Source organism: Microbacterium sp. SLBN-111 (genome assembly GCF_049739645.1).
Lineage (GTDB): Bacteria > Actinomycetota > Actinomycetes > Actinomycetales > Microbacteriaceae > Microbacterium.
In genome coordinates this window covers 1,939,851-1,957,614 of the sequence record NZ_JBMGQH010000001.1, presented here as the reverse complement: position 1 = coordinate 1,957,614, position 17,764 = coordinate 1,939,851, and the positions used below count along the sequence as shown (strand labels likewise).

At 70.6% G+C, this 17,764-nt stretch carries 11 protein-coding genes; 2 read left to right on the top strand and 9 right to left on the bottom strand.

The window, feature by feature from the left end; genetic code table 11:
- Nucleotides 1–8 precede the first annotated feature (8 nt).
- Nucleotides 9–1,304, top strand: a complete 1,296-nt coding sequence (locus tag RKD05_RS09090) for an alpha-amylase family glycosyl hydrolase (RefSeq protein WP_424709520.1) — start codon at nt 9–11, stop codon at nt 1,302–1,304.
- Between the two features lie 51 nt (nt 1,305–1,355).
- Here RKD05_RS09090 and RKD05_RS09085 read toward each other — a convergent pair whose 3' ends face one another.
- Nucleotides 1,356–2,009 (bottom strand): response regulator, encoded by a 654-nt coding sequence (locus tag RKD05_RS09085; RefSeq protein WP_424709519.1) that lies wholly within the window; start codon nt 2,007–2,009, stop codon nt 1,356–1,358.
- Nucleotides 2,006–3,628 carry an ATP-binding protein gene (locus RKD05_RS09080; protein WP_424709517.1) on the bottom strand — a complete coding sequence of 541 codons (1,623 nt, stop codon included), beginning with the start codon at nt 3,626–3,628 and terminating at the stop codon, nt 2,006–2,008. The genes RKD05_RS09085 and RKD05_RS09080 overlap by 4 nt, the downstream gene beginning before the upstream one ends.
- A 158-nt stretch (nt 3,629–3,786) precedes the next feature.
- Here RKD05_RS09080 and RKD05_RS09075 point away from each other — a divergent pair, with 158 nt between their 5' ends.
- Nucleotides 3,787–5,313, top strand: a complete 1,527-nt coding sequence (locus RKD05_RS09075; protein WP_424709515.1) for a CitMHS family transporter — start codon at nt 3,787–3,789, stop codon at nt 5,311–5,313.
- A 126-nt stretch (nt 5,314–5,439) separates the two neighbouring features.
- Here the strand turns inward: RKD05_RS09075 and RKD05_RS09070 are convergent, their stop codons facing one another.
- The 7 genes from RKD05_RS09070 to RKD05_RS09040 all read right to left on the bottom strand — a co-directional run bounded on the left by RKD05_RS09070 (nt 5,440) and on the right by RKD05_RS09040 (nt 17,717).
- The gene (locus RKD05_RS09070) at nt 5,440–7,116 is read right to left on the bottom strand and encodes a TIM-barrel domain-containing protein (RefSeq protein WP_424709514.1); all 1,677 of its coding nucleotides are present in this window, start codon (nt 7,114–7,116) and stop codon (nt 5,440–5,442) included.
- A gap of 393 nt (nt 7,117–7,509) precedes the next feature.
- Complete coding sequence (locus RKD05_RS09065) at nt 7,510–9,255, bottom strand: amylo-alpha-1,6-glucosidase (protein ID WP_424709512.1); 1,746 nt, start codon at nt 9,253–9,255, stop codon at nt 7,510–7,512.
- 23 nt (nt 9,256–9,278) lie between these two features.
- Nucleotides 9,279–10,094 (bottom strand): carbohydrate ABC transporter permease, encoded by an 816-nt coding sequence (locus RKD05_RS09060; protein ID WP_424709511.1) that lies wholly within the window; start codon nt 10,092–10,094, stop codon nt 9,279–9,281.
- Complete coding sequence (locus RKD05_RS09055) at nt 10,094–11,068, bottom strand: carbohydrate ABC transporter permease (protein WP_424709509.1); 975 nt, start codon at nt 11,066–11,068, stop codon at nt 10,094–10,096. Before RKD05_RS09055 ends, RKD05_RS09060 begins: the two co-directional genes overlap by 1 nt.
- Nucleotides 11,069–11,096: 28 nt before the next feature.
- On the bottom strand, nt 11,097–12,341 hold the full coding sequence (locus RKD05_RS09050) for a sugar ABC transporter substrate-binding protein (RefSeq protein ID WP_424709508.1): 1,245 nt from the start codon (nt 12,339–12,341) through the stop codon (nt 11,097–11,099).
- Nucleotides 12,342–12,440: 99 nt separating this feature from the next.
- Nucleotides 12,441–13,445, bottom strand: a complete 1,005-nt coding sequence (locus RKD05_RS09045) for a LacI family DNA-binding transcriptional regulator (protein ID WP_424709507.1) — start codon at nt 13,443–13,445, stop codon at nt 12,441–12,443.
- 351 nt (nt 13,446–13,796) lie between these two features.
- Entirely contained in the window at nt 13,797–17,717 is a 3,921-nt protein-coding gene (locus tag RKD05_RS09040; protein WP_424709506.1) for a LamG-like jellyroll fold domain-containing protein, read from the bottom strand.
- Between the last annotated feature and the right edge of the window lie 47 nt (nt 17,718–17,764).

The window sequence follows — 17,764 nt, the reverse complement described above, 5'->3', positions numbered from 1 at the left end:
CTCGGGGCATGCCCGACTGGCCCGCGCACGTTCTCTGGTGGCACCTGTACCCGCTGGGGTTCGTCGGTGCTCCGATCCGCGACGGCGTGGGCCCCGAGGCGGAACCGGTGCACCGCCTCGAGCGCATCGAGCCGTGGCTCGACTACGTCATCGAGCTCGGCCTGAACGGTCTGCTGCTGGGGCCCATCTTCGCGTCCGAGACCCACGGGTACGACACCGTCGATCACTTCCGCGTCGACCCGCGGCTCGGCGACGACGCCGACGTCGACCGGCTCCTGGCCGCGGCGCGGGAGCGTGGCATCCGGGTCCTGCTCGACGGCGTGTTCAATCACGTGGGGCGCGGGCATCCCGCGTTCCAGGCCGCGCTTGCGGGCGGGGACACGACCCTGTTCCGCGGGGCGTGGGTCGACGGGCGGTTCGAGCCCGATGTGTTCGAGGGGCACGGCGCGCTCGTCGCGCTCGACCACTCGTCCGACGCGACCGCCGACCTCGTGGTCGACGTCATGTGCCACTGGCTCGCGCGCGGGATCGACGGCTGGAGACTGGATGCCGCCTACGCGGTGCCGACGGAATTCTGGGCGCGCGTGCTGCCCCGCGTGCGCGAGCGATTCCCCGAGGCGTGGTTCCTCGGCGAGGTCATCCACGGCGACGGGCCGGCGATCGTGAACGCATCGACGATGGACTCGCTGACGCAGTACGAACTGTGGCAGGGCATCTGGCACGGCATCGCCGACGGCAACTTCTTCGAGCTCAGTCACGCGATCGAGCGGCACGACGAGCTGCTCGCGACCTACGTTCCGCAGACGTTCGTCGGCAACCACGACGTCACGCGGATCGCCTCGGCCGTCGGGCCGGAGTTCGTGCCGCACGCCCTCGCCGTTCTGTTCACGGTGGGCGGCACCCCGTCGGTGTACGCCGGCGACGAGTTCGGCTGGACCGCGGTGAAGGAGGAGCGCGAGGGCGGCGACGACGCGGTGCGGCCGGAGTTCCCCGCGACACCGGCGGACGTGACCGACGTCGACGAGCGCATCCTCGACGCGCATCGCGCGCTCATCGCCCTGCGCCGGCGGCATCCGTGGCTCTGGCGCGCCCGCACCGACGTCGTCGAGGTCACGAACGCGACCCTCGTGCTGCGCACGGCCGTGGATGCCGAGGCGGTGATCGTCGCGCTGAACCTCGGCGACTCCCCCGCGTCGCTGCCGTCCGCCGACGCCCGGGCCCTGTCGGCCGGCGACGCGTCCGTGCGGGACGCCCGGGTCGACGTCCCGCCCCGCGGCTGGGCGGTGCTGTCCTCGCACGCGTGAGGGGTCAATTTCTGTCGCTTCAACGGGATGGAAGCGACAAAAGTTGACCCCTCACGCGCCAGAAACCCGGAAGCGGTGCTCGGGGCGGCCCGTCGAGCCGTAGCGAAGACCCACCGTGACCAGGCCCCGCTCGGCCAGTGCCGTCAGGTGGCGCTGCGCGGTCGCGCGCGAGACGCCGATGCGTTCCGCGACCTCCGTCGCCGACGCCTCGTCGCCGCCGAGCGCCGCGAGGATCGTCTGCTCGGTCGCCGAGCGGGCGAGCGAGGCTCCGTCGCGCTCGCCCCGCATCACCGCCGCGGCGCGGTCGACGTCGTCCTGCGTCAGCGGCCGCGGCGTCGCAAGCAGGTTGCGGTACCGGGCGTAGCGGTCGAGGCGCTCGGCGAGGACGCGCGTGTCGAACGGCTTCACGAGGAACGCCAGCGCGCCGGCCGCGAACGCGCGCCGCACGGTCGCGGCATCCGTCGCCGCCGACAGCACGAAGGCGTCGAGCCCGAGCGACCGGACGAGGTCGATCCCGTCACCGTCGGGCAGGTACACGTCGGCGAGCACCAGGTCGGGGGCGTGCGCGGCGACCGCCGCCCGGGCCTCGCCGACGGTGCGAGCGGGTTCCAGGGCCGCGAAGCCCGGGCGCGTGTCGACGGTGTCGCGGTGGAGCCCCGCCACCCGGAAGTCGTCGTCGACGACGAGCACGCGGATATCGGTCATCTCTCCTGCTCCGTTCCGGAATGCAGCACGCCCGGCAGTCGCGCCGCCACCACCGCGCCGCGGCCGGACCCGCCGGCATCCACGATCCAGACCTCTCCCCCGCGCCGCCGGGCGAACTCCCGCGACAGCGGCAGCCCCACGCCGAGGCCGTGGACGGCGGCGGGGTCGTCGGTGCGCTCGCGCGGCGCGAAGGCGGCGTCGACGTCGGCGATGCCGCCACCGGTGTCGGCCACCGTGAGCACCACGTCGGCGCCGTCGCCGAGCACGGCGACCTCGACCTCGCGGGGCTCGCCCCCGGATGCCGCGGCGCTCACGGCGTTGTCGACGAGGTTGCCGAGCACGGCGACGACGTCCTCCACGTCGGCGACGGTCGACGGCAGCCACGTGTCGTCGCTCACCCGCAGCGCCACCCCGCGCTCCCGCGCGGAAAGCCCCTTCGCGCCGAGGAACGAACGCAGCATCGCGTCGCCGACGAGGTCGAGACCGGGAACGGCCCAGTCGACCGAGCCGCGGTCCACGAGGTCGGCGAGGAACTCCCGCGCCTCGGCGGTGCGTCCCGCGTCGAGCAGCCCGACGGCGGCGTGCACGCGGTTGGCGTTCTCGTGGCGCTGCACGCGCAGCGCGTCGCCGAGCGCGCGGACGCTGTCGAGACGGTCCGTGAGCGCGACGACGTCGGTGCGGTCGCGGAGCACGGCGACGCGGCCGAGCGCCCGCGGCCCGCGCCGGACCGGCCGGACGTCGACGAACACGATGCGGTCGCCGATCGGCATCCCGTTCGGGGCTCCGGATCCGGCGAGCGCGGCGACGACCGCGGCCGGCACGCCCAGGTCGTCGAGCCGGCGCCCGACGGCGCCCGCCACCCCGAGGAGCGTCTCGGCCGTGGTCGTGCACACGCGCACCACGCCCGTGTCGTCGATGGCCACGACCCCCTCGTCCGCGCTCTCCAGCACGGCGGTCTGGGTCTGCACGAGGGCGACGAGCTCCTCGGGCTGCACGCCGAGCGTGACCCGTTCGAGGCGTCGGCGCATGAGGAGCGCGACCGCGACGCCGAGCCCCACGGCCACGACCACCGCGATGCCGATGCCGATCAGCAGCGCGGGGAGGTCGTCGAACACGCTCGCGCGCTCGAACCCCACGCTCACCTCGCCCACCGGGTCGCCTCCCCCGGGCGGGTACACCGGCACCTTGGCGCGCGCGGATTCGCCGAGCGTCCCGGTCTCCCACGTCACGACCTCGCGTCCGGCGAGCGCGTCGGCGAAGCTCGTGCTCACGACCTCGCCGAGGCGGTCGGGGTCGGGATGGGCGAGTCGGATGCCATGGTCGTCGGTGATCACGACGAACAGGCCCTCGGTCCGCGCGGTGACGTCGGAGGCGTAGCGCTCGAGCGTCCCGCCGCGTAGGGACGCGGCATCCGGAGTCCCCGGGTCGGCCGAATACTCCGCGACGAGCTCACGGACCTCGGGTGCTTCGGCGACGGAGCGGGCGATGTTGAGCGCGGACGAATCGGCTTCGGCACGGAGCTGTTGGATGCCGAGCCACGCGAACACCGCGGTGCACACGGCGACGACGGCCACCATCGTGGCGATCTGCACGAGGAGCATCCGGGTGGCGAATCGCATGACACCTCCGGACGCCGTCGTGCGCGAAATGCGCAGAACACACGCTACGCGCACAACGCCGCTCAATGCGAGCAAGCGCGCGCGGGGGCACCGCGATCCGTAGCCTCGGCCCATTCCCCGGCGCGGAGCGTGCCGGCATCCACGACGAAGGAGTCGCGATGACCCCCCACATCCTCTCGGCCGCGGCCGACGACTACGCCGTGGCGTACACGCCCGCGGACGGCGTGCTCGTGGCGCTCGGCTTCCTCATGGTGCTGTCGTTCATGGCGCTGATCATGACGCGGCGACTCACGCCGATGGTCGCGCTCATCGTGGTCCCCACGGTCTTCGGTCTCATCGCCGGGGCGGGCTTCGGCCTCGGCGACATGGTGATCGACGCGATCGGCAAGATGGCGCCCACCGCCGCCCTGCTGCTGTTCGCGATCATGTACTTCGGCATCATGATCGACGTCGGCCTGTTCGATCCGCTGATCCGCGTGATCACGCGCTTCCTCGGCGACGACCCCGCCAAGATCGTCCTCGGCACGGCGATCCTCGCCGGTGCGGTGTCGCTCGATGGAGACGGCTCGACGACGTTCATCATCACGACCTCGGCGATGCTGCCGCTCTACCTGCGCCTGGGCATGAGCCCGGTGGTCCTCACGTGCGTCGCAGGCCTGATGAACGGCACGCTGAACATCGTGCCGTGGGGCGGCCCGACGGTCCGCGCGGCCACGGCCCTCGGCCTGCAGCCGACCGACGTCTTCGTTCCGATGGTCCCGTCGCTGCTCGCCGGTCTCGTCGTCGCGCTCGCGTTCGCGTGGTTCCTGGGCCTCTCGGAGCGCAAGCGCCTCGCCGGCTCGGTGGACACCTCGAAGCTCGACGGCCCCGGCGGATTCGGCCGCCTGGGTGCGCCGAAGCTGTTCCGCGGCGCCGAGTCGAAGCCCGGCGCGCTCGCGTCGCTGCGCACCGGCAACATCGTGACCGTCCGCGGTGGGCGGGGCGCGGTCGCCGCCCCCGAGCTCGTCGAAGCGGCCGACACCGCGATGGCCGACACGATGCTCGACCCCAACCGCGCGACGCTCCGCCCGAAGCTCATCTGGTTCAACCTCGCTCTCACGATCGCCGTGATGGTGCTGCTCGTGCTCGACCTCTTCCCGCTGGCGTTCGTGTTCATGGTCGGCGCGGCCCTCGCGCTCATCGTCAACTTCCCGAAGCTGCGCGGACAGGCGGACGAGATCGTCGCCCACGCCCCGAGCATCGTCGGTGTCGTCTCGATGGTCCTCGCCGCAGGCGTTCTGGTCGGGGTGCTGAACGGCACCGGGATGGTCACCGCGATGGCCGACTGGATCACCCAGGTCATCCCGTCGTCGCTCGGACCGTTCCTCGCCGTCATCACCGGTGTGCTCTCGATCCCGTTCACGTTCTTCATGTCGAACGACGCGTTCTACTTCGGCATCCTGCCCGTGCTCGCCGAGAGCGCCGCGAACTACGGCATCACTCCGGTCGAGATGGCCCGCGCGTCGATCACCGGCCAGCCGGTCCACCTGCAGAGCCCGCTGGTGCCCGCGATCCTGCTGCTCGTCTCGCTCGCCGGCGTCAACCTCGGCGACCACCACAAGAAGGTGCTGTGGCGAGCGACGATCGTCTCTCTCGTGATGCTCGCCGTCGGCGTGCTCGTGGGGGCCGTCCCGCTCCTCGGCTGAGCCGCCCGTTCGACGGGGGCCCGGATGCCATGGCATCCGGGCCCCCGCTCGTGTCGGCGCAGCACCGATAAACGCGATCCACGCGCAGAAACGCGGGGCCAGCGCGTTTCTGCGCGTGGATCGCGTTTATGAGGGAGGGCTCGCCGGCGTGACCCCCAGCGCGGCCCGCAGCGCGGCGACCACCTCGGGCGCGGCACCGTCCCGCACGAACACCGGGATGCGGTCGAGCGGGGCGTCCACCTCCACCTCGCCGCCGCCGGCGAACACCTCGCCGCTCCACAGGTCGGTCCACTCCGCCCCGGCCGGCAGCACGACGCGACGCGAGCTCGCACCGGCGGTCACGACCGGGGCGACGAGCAGATCGGGGCCGAACAGGTACTGGTCCTTCACGGCCCAGCAGCGGGCGTCGTCCGGGAACTCGTGGAAGAGTCCGCGGAGCACCGGCTGGCCGTCCTCGTGCGCGTCCCGCATGACGTCGCGCGTGTAGGGCCGGAGCGCCTCGCGCGCGAACAGGTACCGCTCGAGGATCGGGGTGACGGCGTCGCCGTAGCTCCACACCTCGTTGGGGCCGCCGGTCGGCGAACGATGCGACCCGTCGGCGGCGCGCACGGGCGTCGTGGGCAGCCGGTCGCCGTGCAGCCGCATCACGGGGCAGAAGGCGCCGAACTGGAACCACCGCACGAGCAGCTCGCGGAACCCCTCGTCGTCGGGGTCGCCGTGGTGGAAGCCGCCGATGTCCGTCGTGAACCACGGGATGCCGGCGACCCCCATGTGGATTCCCGCCGTCACCTGCGCGCGCAGCGCCTCGAAGGTCGACGCGATGTCGCCCGACCACACGAGCGCGCCGTAGCGCTGGCTCCCCGCCCACGCGGTGCGCAGGAGGTTGACGACCTGGCTCTCGCCGTCGCCCCACTGCCCCTCGGCGACCAGACGCGCGTAGTGCTGCGGGTAGAGGTTCCCGACCTTCAGCACCGACCCGAGGTGGTAGCGGAAGTTGTCGTAGTCGTACACGCCGTACTCCGGCTCGGCTTCGTCGAGCCAGAAGGTGCGGATGCCATGAACCCCGTAGTTCGCGCGGATGCGGTCCCACACGAACGCGCGCGTGCGGGGGTTCGTGGCATCCAGGAAAGCACTCGGCCCCTCGAACGCCATGTGCACGTCGAGGCCCCGCTCGGCGCGGACGAGCAGGTTCTCCTTCTTCATCCGCGGGTAGTTCTCGGAGTCGAGCGACACCTGCGGCCACACCGACACCATGAGCTCGATGCCGAGCTCGTCGAGCTCGCGCACCATCGCGGCCGGGTCCGGCCAGAACTCCTCCTCGAAGCGGAAGTCGCCCATCTTGGGCCAGTGGAAGAAATCGGCGACGATGACATCCATCGGCCATCCCCGCCGCTTGTGCTCGCGCGCGACCTCCAGCAGCTGCTCCTGGTTCCAGTAGCGCAGCTTGCACTGCCAGAACCCCAGGCCCCGCTCGGGAATCATCGGGGCGTGGCCGGTCGCGTCGGCGTAGGCGCGGACGATGTCGCGCGGGCTCTCCCCGGCGGTGACCCAGTAGTCCAGCTGGTCGGTGGCCTCCGCCGACCAGCGCGTGCCGTTCAGCGCGAAGGACGCCTCCCCGATCGCGGGGTTGTGCCACAGGAATCCGTACCCGCGGCTGGACAGCACGAACGGCACGCTCGACTGCGAGTTGCGGTGCGCGAGTTCGAAGGTGCAGCCCTTCAGGTCGAGCACGTCCTGCTGGTACTGCCCCATGCCGTACAGGTGCTCGTCGGGGGCGGTGTCGAACGACGCCGTCAGCCGCACGTCGCCGCCCGGGATCGGACCGGTGCTCGCGCGCGATCAGGGCCAACGAGCCGCCGGGATCGCGTTCCTCGAACAGGAGCCGTCCGTCGGCGTCGAAGAAGGCGAGGTGGCACGCGTTGCGGTCGTACCCGGTCTGCAGCGACCTCCCGGTCGAGGACGTCGCCACCACGGTCAGCCGCCCGTTGGTCAGGGTCGCGCGCGTCCCGTCGATCGTGATGTCGGGCACGATCGCGGGCGGCTCGAGGAGCGCCCAGTCGTGGTCGACGACGTCCTGCATGAGCCGCGCCCGCACGCGCACGCTGTCCCGTCCCCACGGTTCGACGACGACCGTCTCGCCGTCGCCGCGCCAGACGAGCCGCGTCCCGTCGATCGCGAAGTGCGTGACGACCGGGGTCACGCGGATGCCTCGAGCGCGGCGGAGCGGTCCGCGACACGTCGCGTGTGCTCGTGCGCGAACACCAGGTAGACGCTCGCGGTCCAGGTGTACGCCCGGTCGCGCAGTCCGGCACCGCTCCGCGCGTCGAAGTTCTCGGCGAAGCCCGACCGCTCGCACAGGGCGCGGAATCGGGCGTTGACGGTGTCGGCGAGCTCGATGTGACCGCCGCGCCGCAGGCCCTCCTCGATGAGCATCGTCGACGGCGCCCAGATCGGGCCGCGCCAGTAGCCGTCGTCCTCGTACTCGGGGGTGTCGACGAGTTGCGTCGCGGGTCCCCACTCCGTCAGGTGCGCCGCGATCTGCCCGGCGAGACGATTCGACACCTCGGCGGGGAAGCGGTCCGACGCGAGAACCGGCAGCAGGTTCAGCAGGCTCGTGCGCTTGCTCACGATCCCGCTGAGGGCCCCGACGGCGAAGAAGCCGTCGGCGTCGCGCAGTTCGGCGAGGAGCGCCCGCTCGACGCGATCCCGCACCTCGCGCCACGCCGGCCCCTCGTCCACGCCGAGTTCGTCGGCGAGGTCGGCCAGCACGTCGAGCTGCACCGTGAGGAACGCCGCGAGGTCGGGCGATTCGATGACGCGATCGTGGTCGAACGTGGTGGAGTTGTCCCACCCGCTGTCGTTGCCGTGCTGGTAGTAGGGCAGCGTGTGACCCGGGGCCGTGCGGAAGTCGAGCCAGAAGCGCGACCAGCGCGACAGGTGGTCGTAGACCGTGCGGAGCTCCTCCCCGGTGAGCGGCCGCGCGAGCCGCTCGCGGAGCTTGGCGAGCGCCCAGCCGTGGATCGGCGGCTTGACGTAGTTGTACAGCACCTCGGAATGCGTGACGGAGTCGGGCATCGCGCCCGCGGCATCCTGGTGATCGAACGGCGCGAGGAACTGGTCCAGGGCCGCGTGCGGGAGTCCCGGGGCGAGGGCGAGGGCGTTGAACGTGTGGTCCCAGCTCCACACCTTGTCCATCCAGTGCTTCGACATCAGCACCGACTCGCGCCGCACGAACCCGGCCGGTGCCACGGTCGCCGACCACAGGACGTAGGCCGCGCGCGCGACGGCGGGCGTCTCCTCGGTGCGCCACCCGGCGATCGCGTCGAGATAGTCGCCGAACTCCGTCGCGACGCGGGCCCGGATGTCGGCGAACGACTCGATGGCGACGTACGCGGGGGCGGCCGACTCGATCTGCTCGATCGCGATCTCCCACCCGTCGCGGCCGCCGATCGTCAGGGCACGCGCGCTCTGCCCCAGTGCCTCGGCCCCCACGACCGACACCTCGCCCGACAGCACCGTCAGCCGGTACCGGCGCCCCGTCTCGTACGACGTGAACACGTGGGCGCCGTCGAACGGGTCGCGGAAGAAGTACGACCCGGTGAACGGGGTCAGCTCCTCGGCCGCGTCCGCGAGCGTGAGGTCCGCCCCGCCGCCCGCGATCCGCACCACGTCCGTGGCGGCGAACACCGCCTCGGCCACGGCTTCGCCACCGACCGACCAGGTCAGCGACGCCGCGTCGCCTCGGGTCGTGGCATCCACTCTCCGACCCCCGATCGTGGGGACGAGGCTCAGCACCGCGTGCATGCCGTTCACGTGCGAGACGAGGTGGACGTCGTCGGCGTGACGGTGCAGGCCCACGACGGGAGAGAGATCCAGCCACGAGCCGCGATAGCTGAAGGGGATTTCGCGGACGTCGAACGTGGGGAGCGACGGTGAAGACAACGAGGGGCCTTTCGGAGGAGGGGTCAGTCCTTGACGGCGCCGGCGGTCACGCCGGCCGCGACGTATCTCTGCGCCAGGATCAGCAGGACGGCGGCGGGAATGGATGCCACCACGGCGGTCGCCATGATCGCGTTCCACTCCTGGTTGTTGTTGCCGATGTAGCGGTAGATGCCGATGGTGATGGGCTGCAGCTTTCCGGCGCTGTTCAGGGTCGAGGCGAAGATGAAGTCGGACCACGACCACAGGAACGCGAACAGCGAGACGGTCACGATCGAGTTGCGGCTCACCGGCAGCACGATCGAGCGGAACGTGCGCCAGGTGCCGGCGCCGTCGATGCGCGCCGCGGCGAGCAGTTCGTCGGGGATCCCCCGCATGAACGCGGTGAAGATCAGCACGCCGAACGGGACCGCCAACGTCGAGTCGGCGAGGATCAGCCCGGGCACCGAGTTGAGGATCCCCGCGTTGAGGTAGATCGCGTAGAACCCCATCGCCATGATGATCCCGGGGATCATCTGGGCGATGAGCAGCGCGAAGCTCAGGGCGTTGCCCCCGCGCGGGCGCAGCTTCGCGAGCGCGTAGGCCGCGGGGGCCGACAGGACGAGGGTGAGGACCACCGTGCCCACGCCGATCACGAAGCTCGTGCCGAGGTAAGGCAGCTGGTCCGAGAGCACCTTCTCGTATCCCTCGAACGTCGGCGCGAGGGGGAAGAGGTCCGGCGGCGACTTGCGCATGTCGCTCTGGGGCGTGAGCGAGACGTTGATCATCCAATAGATCGGGAACAGCATGATCCCGGTCAGGATCACCCCGATGGCGGTGATCCACCACGGTCGGCGGGTCATCAGACCTCCAGACGGCGCTGGGCGCGGATGTAGATCAGCCCGAAGACGAGCGCGATCACGATGAGCAGGTTCCCCACGGCCGCCGCGGGGCTCAGGTCGGGGAGCGCGGAGCCGAAGCCGAGCCGGTACGACCAGATGGCGAAGGTGGTGGAGCTCGACCCCGGTCCTCCCCGGGTCATGATCCAGATGATGTCGAACACCTTCAGCGTGTACACGAGCCCCAGCAGGATCGTGATCGCGGAGACCGGGCGCAGCAGCGGGAACGTGATGCGCCAGAACTTCTGCCACGCGTTCGCCCCGTCGATCGAGGCGGCCTCGTAGATGTCGCTCGAGATGTTCTGCAGTCCGCTGTAGAGGATGACGAGGTTGAACGGGACCCCGATCCAGATGTTCGCGATGAGCACCGAGACGAGGGCCCACTGCGGCGACGTCAGCCAGTTCACGGGCGCGAGACCGATGGCGCTGAGGGCCGCGTTGACGACACCCGAGTCGGAGTTCAGCATCCAGGACCACGCGGATGCCGACACCAGCAGCGGCAGCAGCCACGGGACGAGGAACAGCGCCCGCAGCGTCGACGACAGCGGGAAGCGCTGGAAGAAGAACACCGCCAGCGCCATGCCGATCGAGTACTGGAAGGCGATGGAGACAAGCGTGAAGGTCGCGGTGTTCCCCAGCGCCGGCCAGAACGTCGGGTCCTGGAAGATCGTGACGTAGTTCGCGAACCACACGAACGGGGCGTTGCCGTCGATGAACGAGCGGACGGTGTAGTCGCGCAGGCTCAGGTCGAGGTTGCGGATGAGCGGATAGGCGTAGAAGACGATCAGGTAGAGGACGACGGGGGCGAGGAACCCCCACGCCGCCCACTGCCCCCGGCGCCGCGGACGACGACCGGGGCCGGGGAGGACGGCGGATCCCTCCGCCGCCCTCCCGGTGTCGCCGGTGCCCGTCGAAGCAGCGATCTGCGTCGCGGTCATGACGGCGTACCCCTTTCGATGGATGCGATTACTTGCTCGAGGCGGCCTGCTGCGCGGCGGTCAGAGCGTCCTGCGGCGACTGGGCGCCGGTGAGCGAGTTCTGCACGGCGGTCCACAGCTGCTCCGAGATGACCGGGTACTTCACGCCGAGGTTGTCGCCCGTGCGCGCCTTCGCGGCGCCGACGGCCTCGACCCACGGCTTCAGCGTCGCGTCCTGCGCGAGCTGCTCCTTCTGCGCCTCGGGGGTCGCGGCGATGTAGTTCAGCGTGTTGTCGGTGCCGACCACGTTCGCGGTGCTGGTGAGGCACTCGACGATCTTGGCGGAGGCGGCGTAGCGCGCCGAGTCCTTCTGCACCGGCAGGGTGAGGAACTCGCCGCCCGTGGGCGCCGGAGCCGATCCACCCTTGGCCCCGGGGATCGGGATGACCTCGTAGCCCGCCTTGGCGGCGCCGGCCTTCTGCCACGTGCCGTTCTCGGCGAAGCCGAAGTCGCCGGTCTGGAACTCCTGCCAGCTGGTGGTCTGGGTGTTGTTGATGACCGAGTTCGGGGCCCAGCCCTTCTTCACCCAGTCGGTCCACAGCTGCACGGCGGAGACCGCCTGCGCGGAGTCGAGCTTCGTCAGGTCGGCGCCGGCGCCCCAGAACCACGGCAGGAACTGGAAGCTGCCCTCCTCGGTGCCGATGCCCGAGAACGTGATCCCCTTCTTCCCGGATGCCACGACCTTCTCGAGCGCGGCGTTGAGGGTCGACCAGTCCTTGATCGAGGAGGGGTCGACGCCCGCGGCGCTCAGGACCGTCGGGTTGTAGTAGAGCGCGAGGGTGTTGGCGCCGATGGGGACGCCGTACGTCTTGCCGTCGACGACACCGGCTCCGAGGATGTTCTCCGAGACATCGCCGACCTGCAGGCCGTTCTCGTCGGTCGCGGTGACGATACCGGCTTCGACGAGCGTCGAGACGGCCGGGTTGTCGATGAGCAGGATGTCGGGCGAGTTCCCCTGCTGGCCGGCGAGCAGTGCCTTGCTCGTCAGGTCGCTGGTGTCGAAACCGGTGCGTTCGACCGTGACTCCGGCATCCGTCGCGCATTTGTCGATGACCTTGGCCCAGTCCGACGAGGCGTCGTACTGCGGGTACGGGTCCCAGAAGGTGTACGTGCCGCCGGCGGCATCCGTGCTCCCTCCGGTGCTGCCACCGGAGCATCCGGCGAGAGCGCCGACGGCGACGACGCCGACGGCGAGCGCTCCGAGAGCGCGGGTACGGGTAATGAACGTGCTCACTGGTATTTCCTCTCTGAAATGTGACTGCGTTGTCGTGCGAGCGACGCGTTGAACCGGTTCGACGATGGGCGGCGAGACGGGCGCGCGTCTACCGCCTCGTCAGGCGGTGCTCCCCCGGTCGGTCAGTTCGGGCTCGATGAACCCGACCACGGGGGGTCCGTAGTCGGGATCCGCGATGCGCCGGACAAGGTGCTGGACCGCCTTGCGTCCCAGACCGTCGGGGGAAGTCTCGACCGCCGTGTACGGCAGCAGGAACGTGCGACCGAAGTCCCTCGAATAGAGGCTGACGACGGACAGATCGCGCGGCACCTGGGTCCCGCGCTCGCGCAGGACTCCGGGGAGCGCCGCGATCGACGCGTCGTTGTGCACGATGAGCGCCGTGGCGTCGCGGCGGGCGTCGAGGATCGCGTTCAGGCTGCGCTCGATGGCCGGCTGCTGCGACTCGCCGTAGTGGGCGTGAATGCGGATGCCATGGCGGGCCGCCCGCTCGAGCGCGGCATCCCGGAACCGCCAGGCGTACGCTCCCCCGCGCTCGAAGACGTGACGGGGAGGGGAGACGAGCGCGATCTCGTGGTGGCCGAGCCCGTACAGGTGGTCGACGATGAGGCGCGCGGCCTCGCCGAAGTCGAGGTCGAAGACGTCGAGGCCCTCGGTGTCGCGGGGCAGGCCGACGAGGGCCCCGGGCTGGCGCGCGGCCCGCAGCGCGTCGAGACGCGGGTCGTCGTGCGTGACGTCGAGCAGCACGACACCGTCGACCATGTTCGACGACGTGATGCGCTTGATCGCCCCCGCGCCGTCGCTGTCGGTCACCATCAGGATGTCGTAGCCGCGCTCCCGCGCCGCCTCCGACACCGCCAGGATGTACTGCAGCATGGCGGGCGGGAACTCGTCCTCGTGGAACTGCAGGAGCAGCGCGAGGACCATCGTCTGCGACGTCGCGAGGGCCCGCGCGCCCGCATTCACGGTGAAACCGAGCTCGGCGATGGCGGCATCGATGCGCTCGCGCGTCTCGCGCGAGATCGGGCGATTGCCGGAGAGGGCGTAGGAGACGGTGCTGCGGGAGACCCCCGCGGCCTTCGCCACGTCGCCGATCGTCGGCATCATCGCCCTCCCTTCGTCGTCGAACCGGTTCGATCATCGTAGCGCCGTTCCCGGCGCGGAGCAAGCGATCTGTCGTCGAACACAGTTCATTCTTGCGACGCTCGCGGCACCCGCGCGCGGGCGCGCCGACGCGGCGCCGTCACCGCGCCGCCGGGCGCCCCGACGCCGCGCGGCCCACCCGATACGCGAGACTGCACGCACGTGGCATCCCGGCAGCACGCTGCAACCGAGATGTCGGGCGGATGCCGTCTCGCGGCCCGGGGCCGCGCCGCGCGGGCGCACCTCCCGCCCGCAGAGAACGGCGAGAGGCCCCGAAGTCCGCGGACCTCGGGGCCTCCCTCCCACGGCGACGCGCTACACGATCGAGCGAGCGCGACGCCGCGCGACCAGTCCGGCTCCCGCGGCCACGGCACCGGCCGCGGCGAGCAGCACGCCGAGTCCCGCGAACGCGCCGCCCGTCGCCGCGAGCGAGCCGGCGGTCGACTCGGCCGTCGAGCCTACGCCCGCGGTCGCGCCACCGGGCGTTCCCGCGGTACCGCCGTTCCCGGGCGTTCCACCACCGGGCGTCCCCGCGCCCCCGCCGTCGCCCGGCGTTCCGCCACCCGGCGTTCCCGCGTCGGCGGCGGGGTGCAGCGCGGTGAAGGTCAGGCGATCGAGGTTCGGCGCCCACTGCGACCGGAGCCCGAGAGTCGGGAACCGCTGCGAGATGTAGGTGTCCGCGTGGAAGTCGGTCTGCTCCTCGGAGGCGAACCGAATGGTGTTCTCCCCGGCCCGCAGCTGCACCTCCACCGTCAGCTCCCAGAACTGGTTGGCGTTGTAGCTCTGCGGGAACAGCACCTTCTGCACGGGGCCGCCGTTCACGCTGATGTCGGCGCGACGGGCCACCGGGTCGGGGTTGTAGTGCGACGCGGGCGACTGCTCCTCGTTGGAGTAGCGCACGGTCATCGCGTACGTCCCGGCTTCGGCCACCGTGACGGTGTTCGTCAGCGTGTTGCCGTTGCCGGGCGCCCCGCCGACGCCGACGACCGCCGTCCCACCGCTGGCCAGCGACAGGTTCTGCGTCGTGGCCGTGCCCGCGAGCGTTCCCGACTCGGCCTCGATCGTCTGGGAGGCCAGGACGTTCTCGGACGCACCGACCGCGACACGATCGACCGCCAGCGCGCCGGACTGACCGACGATCTCCACCTTGTTGATCCCGCCGACGAGGAACGCCGGAACCGTCACCGTGTCGGACACGGATGCCAGGTCCACACCGTTCACGCGAAGGGTCGCCGTTCCGCCGCCGAGCGTCTTCACCTCGAGGGACTTCTCTGCGTCGTCCTTGCCGTAGACCCAGAACGTGGCGGACTGGCCGGCCGCGACGGGAACGTAGCCCGACCCCGAGACGCCCGCCCGGTCGTACGCGGCGGTCGTGCCGTGGAGCACGGCGTTCTCCGCCTCGTAGATCGGCACGTACCCCGGGTTCGCCGTGGTGAGGTCGATCTTGTCGATGATGGCGGTGCCCACCGTCTGCTTCGATCCGTCGAGGCTCTTCGCGGCGATGGTGATCGTGTTCTTCCCCGCCTGCAGATCGACCGTGGTGTCGATGTGGTTCCAGACGACCCACTTGTATCCGAGCTCCGCGTAGATCTCCTGCTCGGCACCGCCGTTGACGGTGACGAACATGTTCACGGGGCCCTGGGCCTCGTTGAGCTGCTCCTTGTTGAAGGCGCTGGCCAGCACGCTCAGGTCGTAGGGCCCGGCCGCGGGCACGTCGACGTCGAAGTTGATCTGGAGGTTCGATCCCCCGCGGATGCCACCGACGTCCTTCGTACCCGACGTGTAGAAGCCCGACACGTTGCTCGGCGTACCCTCGGGGCCGTTGATCTCCGGAGCCGCGCCCGTGAACCGCGCGTTCTCGGCCTCGTAGGTCCCGCGCCAGGAGACGGGCGACTGCGCGGGGCTCGTCGTGTCCGTTCCCGGGGTCACGATGATCTCGTAGGCCGAGTCCGTGCCGAGCTGCGGGAGTCCGCCCTGTCCGAACTGCAGACCGAGCGACCCGCCGCTGACGGGTGCGTCGAATTCCGCGATCGTCTGGGGTTCTCCCGAGTCGCCGATCTGACCCGTCCACCGGATGTCGCGCACCTGCACATGAGCCGACGAACCGAGGTAGTCCGGGAGCCGATCGAAGTACACGCTCTGGTTCCCCGAGCTCCCCCCGAGCAGCGCGTGCACCTTCTGGTTCGCGTCATCCACGGTCGCGACACCCTGCAGCGTGTAGCTCTGGCCGGGCTGCGGCGGGTGCACCGTCACGGTGTCGCCGGTCATGTTCCCGTACGCATTCAGCAGCCACCACTGACCGTTGCCCCGGTTGGACTGGACGGCCGAGTCGCTGAGGTTTCCGTCGATGTTCCAGTACGCGATGTCGGCATCGATCTTGGAGTCCTCGATGGCCGAGATCCACTGGATCATCTGGGCCGGCACCGACGTGTGGTAGTTGAACGCGTACTCGTTCACGTTGACGGGGAGGTGCGTGCCTTCCCACTTCGTCCCCGCGAAGAGCTCGTCCTCCCACCCGCGGTAACGCGCGACGGAATCGCGGATCGTGGCGGGGTTGCTGAGCTCGTGCCACGTGAAGGCCTGCGGGACGGTGTCGTTCGCGATCGCGTGCTGCAGGAATCCGTAGTCCTGGTCGTAGAGGATGCTCGTGTTGGGTCCGCCGATGCGCGCGTCCGGCATCTTCTCCTTGATCATCCGGTACGCGCGGTCCCAAGCGCTGAAGAAGCGGTCGGGGTCGTCGAGCCAGCTCTGCCCCCAGAACGATTGGGCCCCGTTGCCGTACATGTTGCCCTCGGGCTCGTTGAACGGCACGAAGACGATCCGCTTCTGGTACTCCGCCGGGAGCTGCAACACCTGGTCGACCTGCTTCGCCATCGCGTCGAAGTACCAGGTCTCCTTCTCGGTGCCGTTGGCGCCGGGCACCTCGTAGGGGAACCCGCGGTTGATGTCGGTCATGTAGATGTAGACGTCGCCGTTGGACGAGTCCGCGAGCGGCTTCACGACTTCCAGCGCGTCGGCTCCCGGGTGCTGGGGGCCGTCCTGGGCCTTCGTCGACACCGTGCGGAGCTGGATGCCGTCGATGAGGTTGTTCGACGGGAGGCCGGGGCCGTAGAGGCCGTACAGCGTGCCGGAGGCACCGCCCATGAACGCGCCGGTGCGGTCTCCGACGTCCACCGAGAACTCGTTCGGAGTCGTCACCCGCACGGTGGCCGTCACCGTCGTGTCGGTGCCGTCGACCGTGCCCTCGACCGTGAAGACGCCGCGGTGAGCGTATGCCGAGGCGGGCACGTCGGCCCACGTCACGGGCGCGAGCCGTTCCTGGCCGTCGCTGAACCGCGCGGACACGCCCGGCAGCTGCGGCGCCACACCGACGTCCGTCCGAACCTCGGTCGACGTCTGCAGCACCTCGGTCACCGTCGGCGCCGAGTCGCCCGCGAGGGAGCGGACCTGCTCGGCCGTCAGCGCGGTGTCGTAGACCTGGAAGTCGTCGATGGCCCCCGCGAAGAACGGGTGCACGCCGGTCCAGAACGGCTGGCCGATGTATCCGGAATTCGGCGAACCGGCACCGTAGAGCGCCGTGGCGACGTCGACGCCGACGTTCGTGCGGCTCACCTCGAGCCCGTCGAGGTAGGAGATGAGCGTGGAGCCGTCGATCGTGGTGGTGACGAGGTGCCACTCGCCGGCGGGGAGAGCCGCCGAACCCGACGCGCCGACCTCGCCCTGGGACGTCGGCTTGACGCTGGAGCGGGCCTTGTCGTCGCCCGCGAAGCGGGGCGTGTAGAACGTCGCGCTGTCCTTGTCCTTGCCCAGCGTGTAGAGCCACTGGAAGGCGTCGCCACCGTTCCACTTCACCCACGAGGAGATCGTCGTGGACGAGAGCCCCTGGAACAGGCCCTTCGGGACGGTGATGTAAGGCGCCGTGCTCGACCCGGCCGCACCGCCGGAGAGCTCGAGCGCGTGACCGGTGCCTCGCGGGCCGTCGACGAGCTGCGCGGAGCCGGGGTTGGTCAGCACCCCGTCGCGGCCCTTGCCGGACGTGTCCGTCACGACCGCGTCGACGCCGGTGGCGCCGTCGAAGTCGTAGTCGAGGATGACGTGGCCGGCGACGTCGTCGGGGGTGGCGGCCGACGCCGGTGCGGCCAGCGCGGGTTGACCGAGGGACAGGGCAGCGGCGGCAAGACCTGCCGTGACTGCCGCGAGGGATCTGCGGGGGGAGATCCGTGAAACGGAGGGCATGGACTCTCTTCCTCATCGTCGAGTGGGAAAGGGCCGGTGCGTGTCGA

What these genes read in the sequence shown, in the direction of transcription:
- RKD05_RS09090 (WP_424709520.1), top strand. Translation starts at nt 9, where the DNA reads ATGCCCGACTGGCCCGCGCACGTTCTCTGGTGGCACCTGTACCCGCTG.
- RKD05_RS09085 (WP_424709519.1), bottom strand. Translation starts at nt 2,009, where the DNA reads ATGACCGATATCCGCGTGCTCGTCGTCGACGACGACTTCCGGGTGGCG.
- RKD05_RS09080 (WP_424709517.1), bottom strand. Translation starts at nt 3,628, where the DNA reads ATGCGATTCGCCACCCGGATGCTCCTCGTGCAGATCGCCACGATGGTG.
- RKD05_RS09075 (WP_424709515.1), top strand. Translation starts at nt 3,787, where the DNA reads ATGACCCCCCACATCCTCTCGGCCGCGGCCGACGACTACGCCGTGGCG.
- RKD05_RS09060 (WP_424709511.1), bottom strand. Translation starts at nt 10,094, where the DNA reads ATGACCCGCCGACCGTGGTGGATCACCGCCATCGGGGTGATCCTGACC.
- RKD05_RS09055 (WP_424709509.1), bottom strand. Translation starts at nt 11,068, where the DNA reads ATGACCGCGACGCAGATCGCTGCTTCGACGGGCACCGGCGACACCGGG.
- RKD05_RS09045 (WP_424709507.1), bottom strand. Translation starts at nt 13,445, where the DNA reads ATGATGCCGACGATCGGCGACGTGGCGAAGGCCGCGGGGGTCTCCCGC.
- RKD05_RS09040 (WP_424709506.1), bottom strand. Translation starts at nt 17,717, where the DNA reads ATGCCCTCCGTTTCACGGATCTCCCCCCGCAGATCCCTCGCGGCAGTC.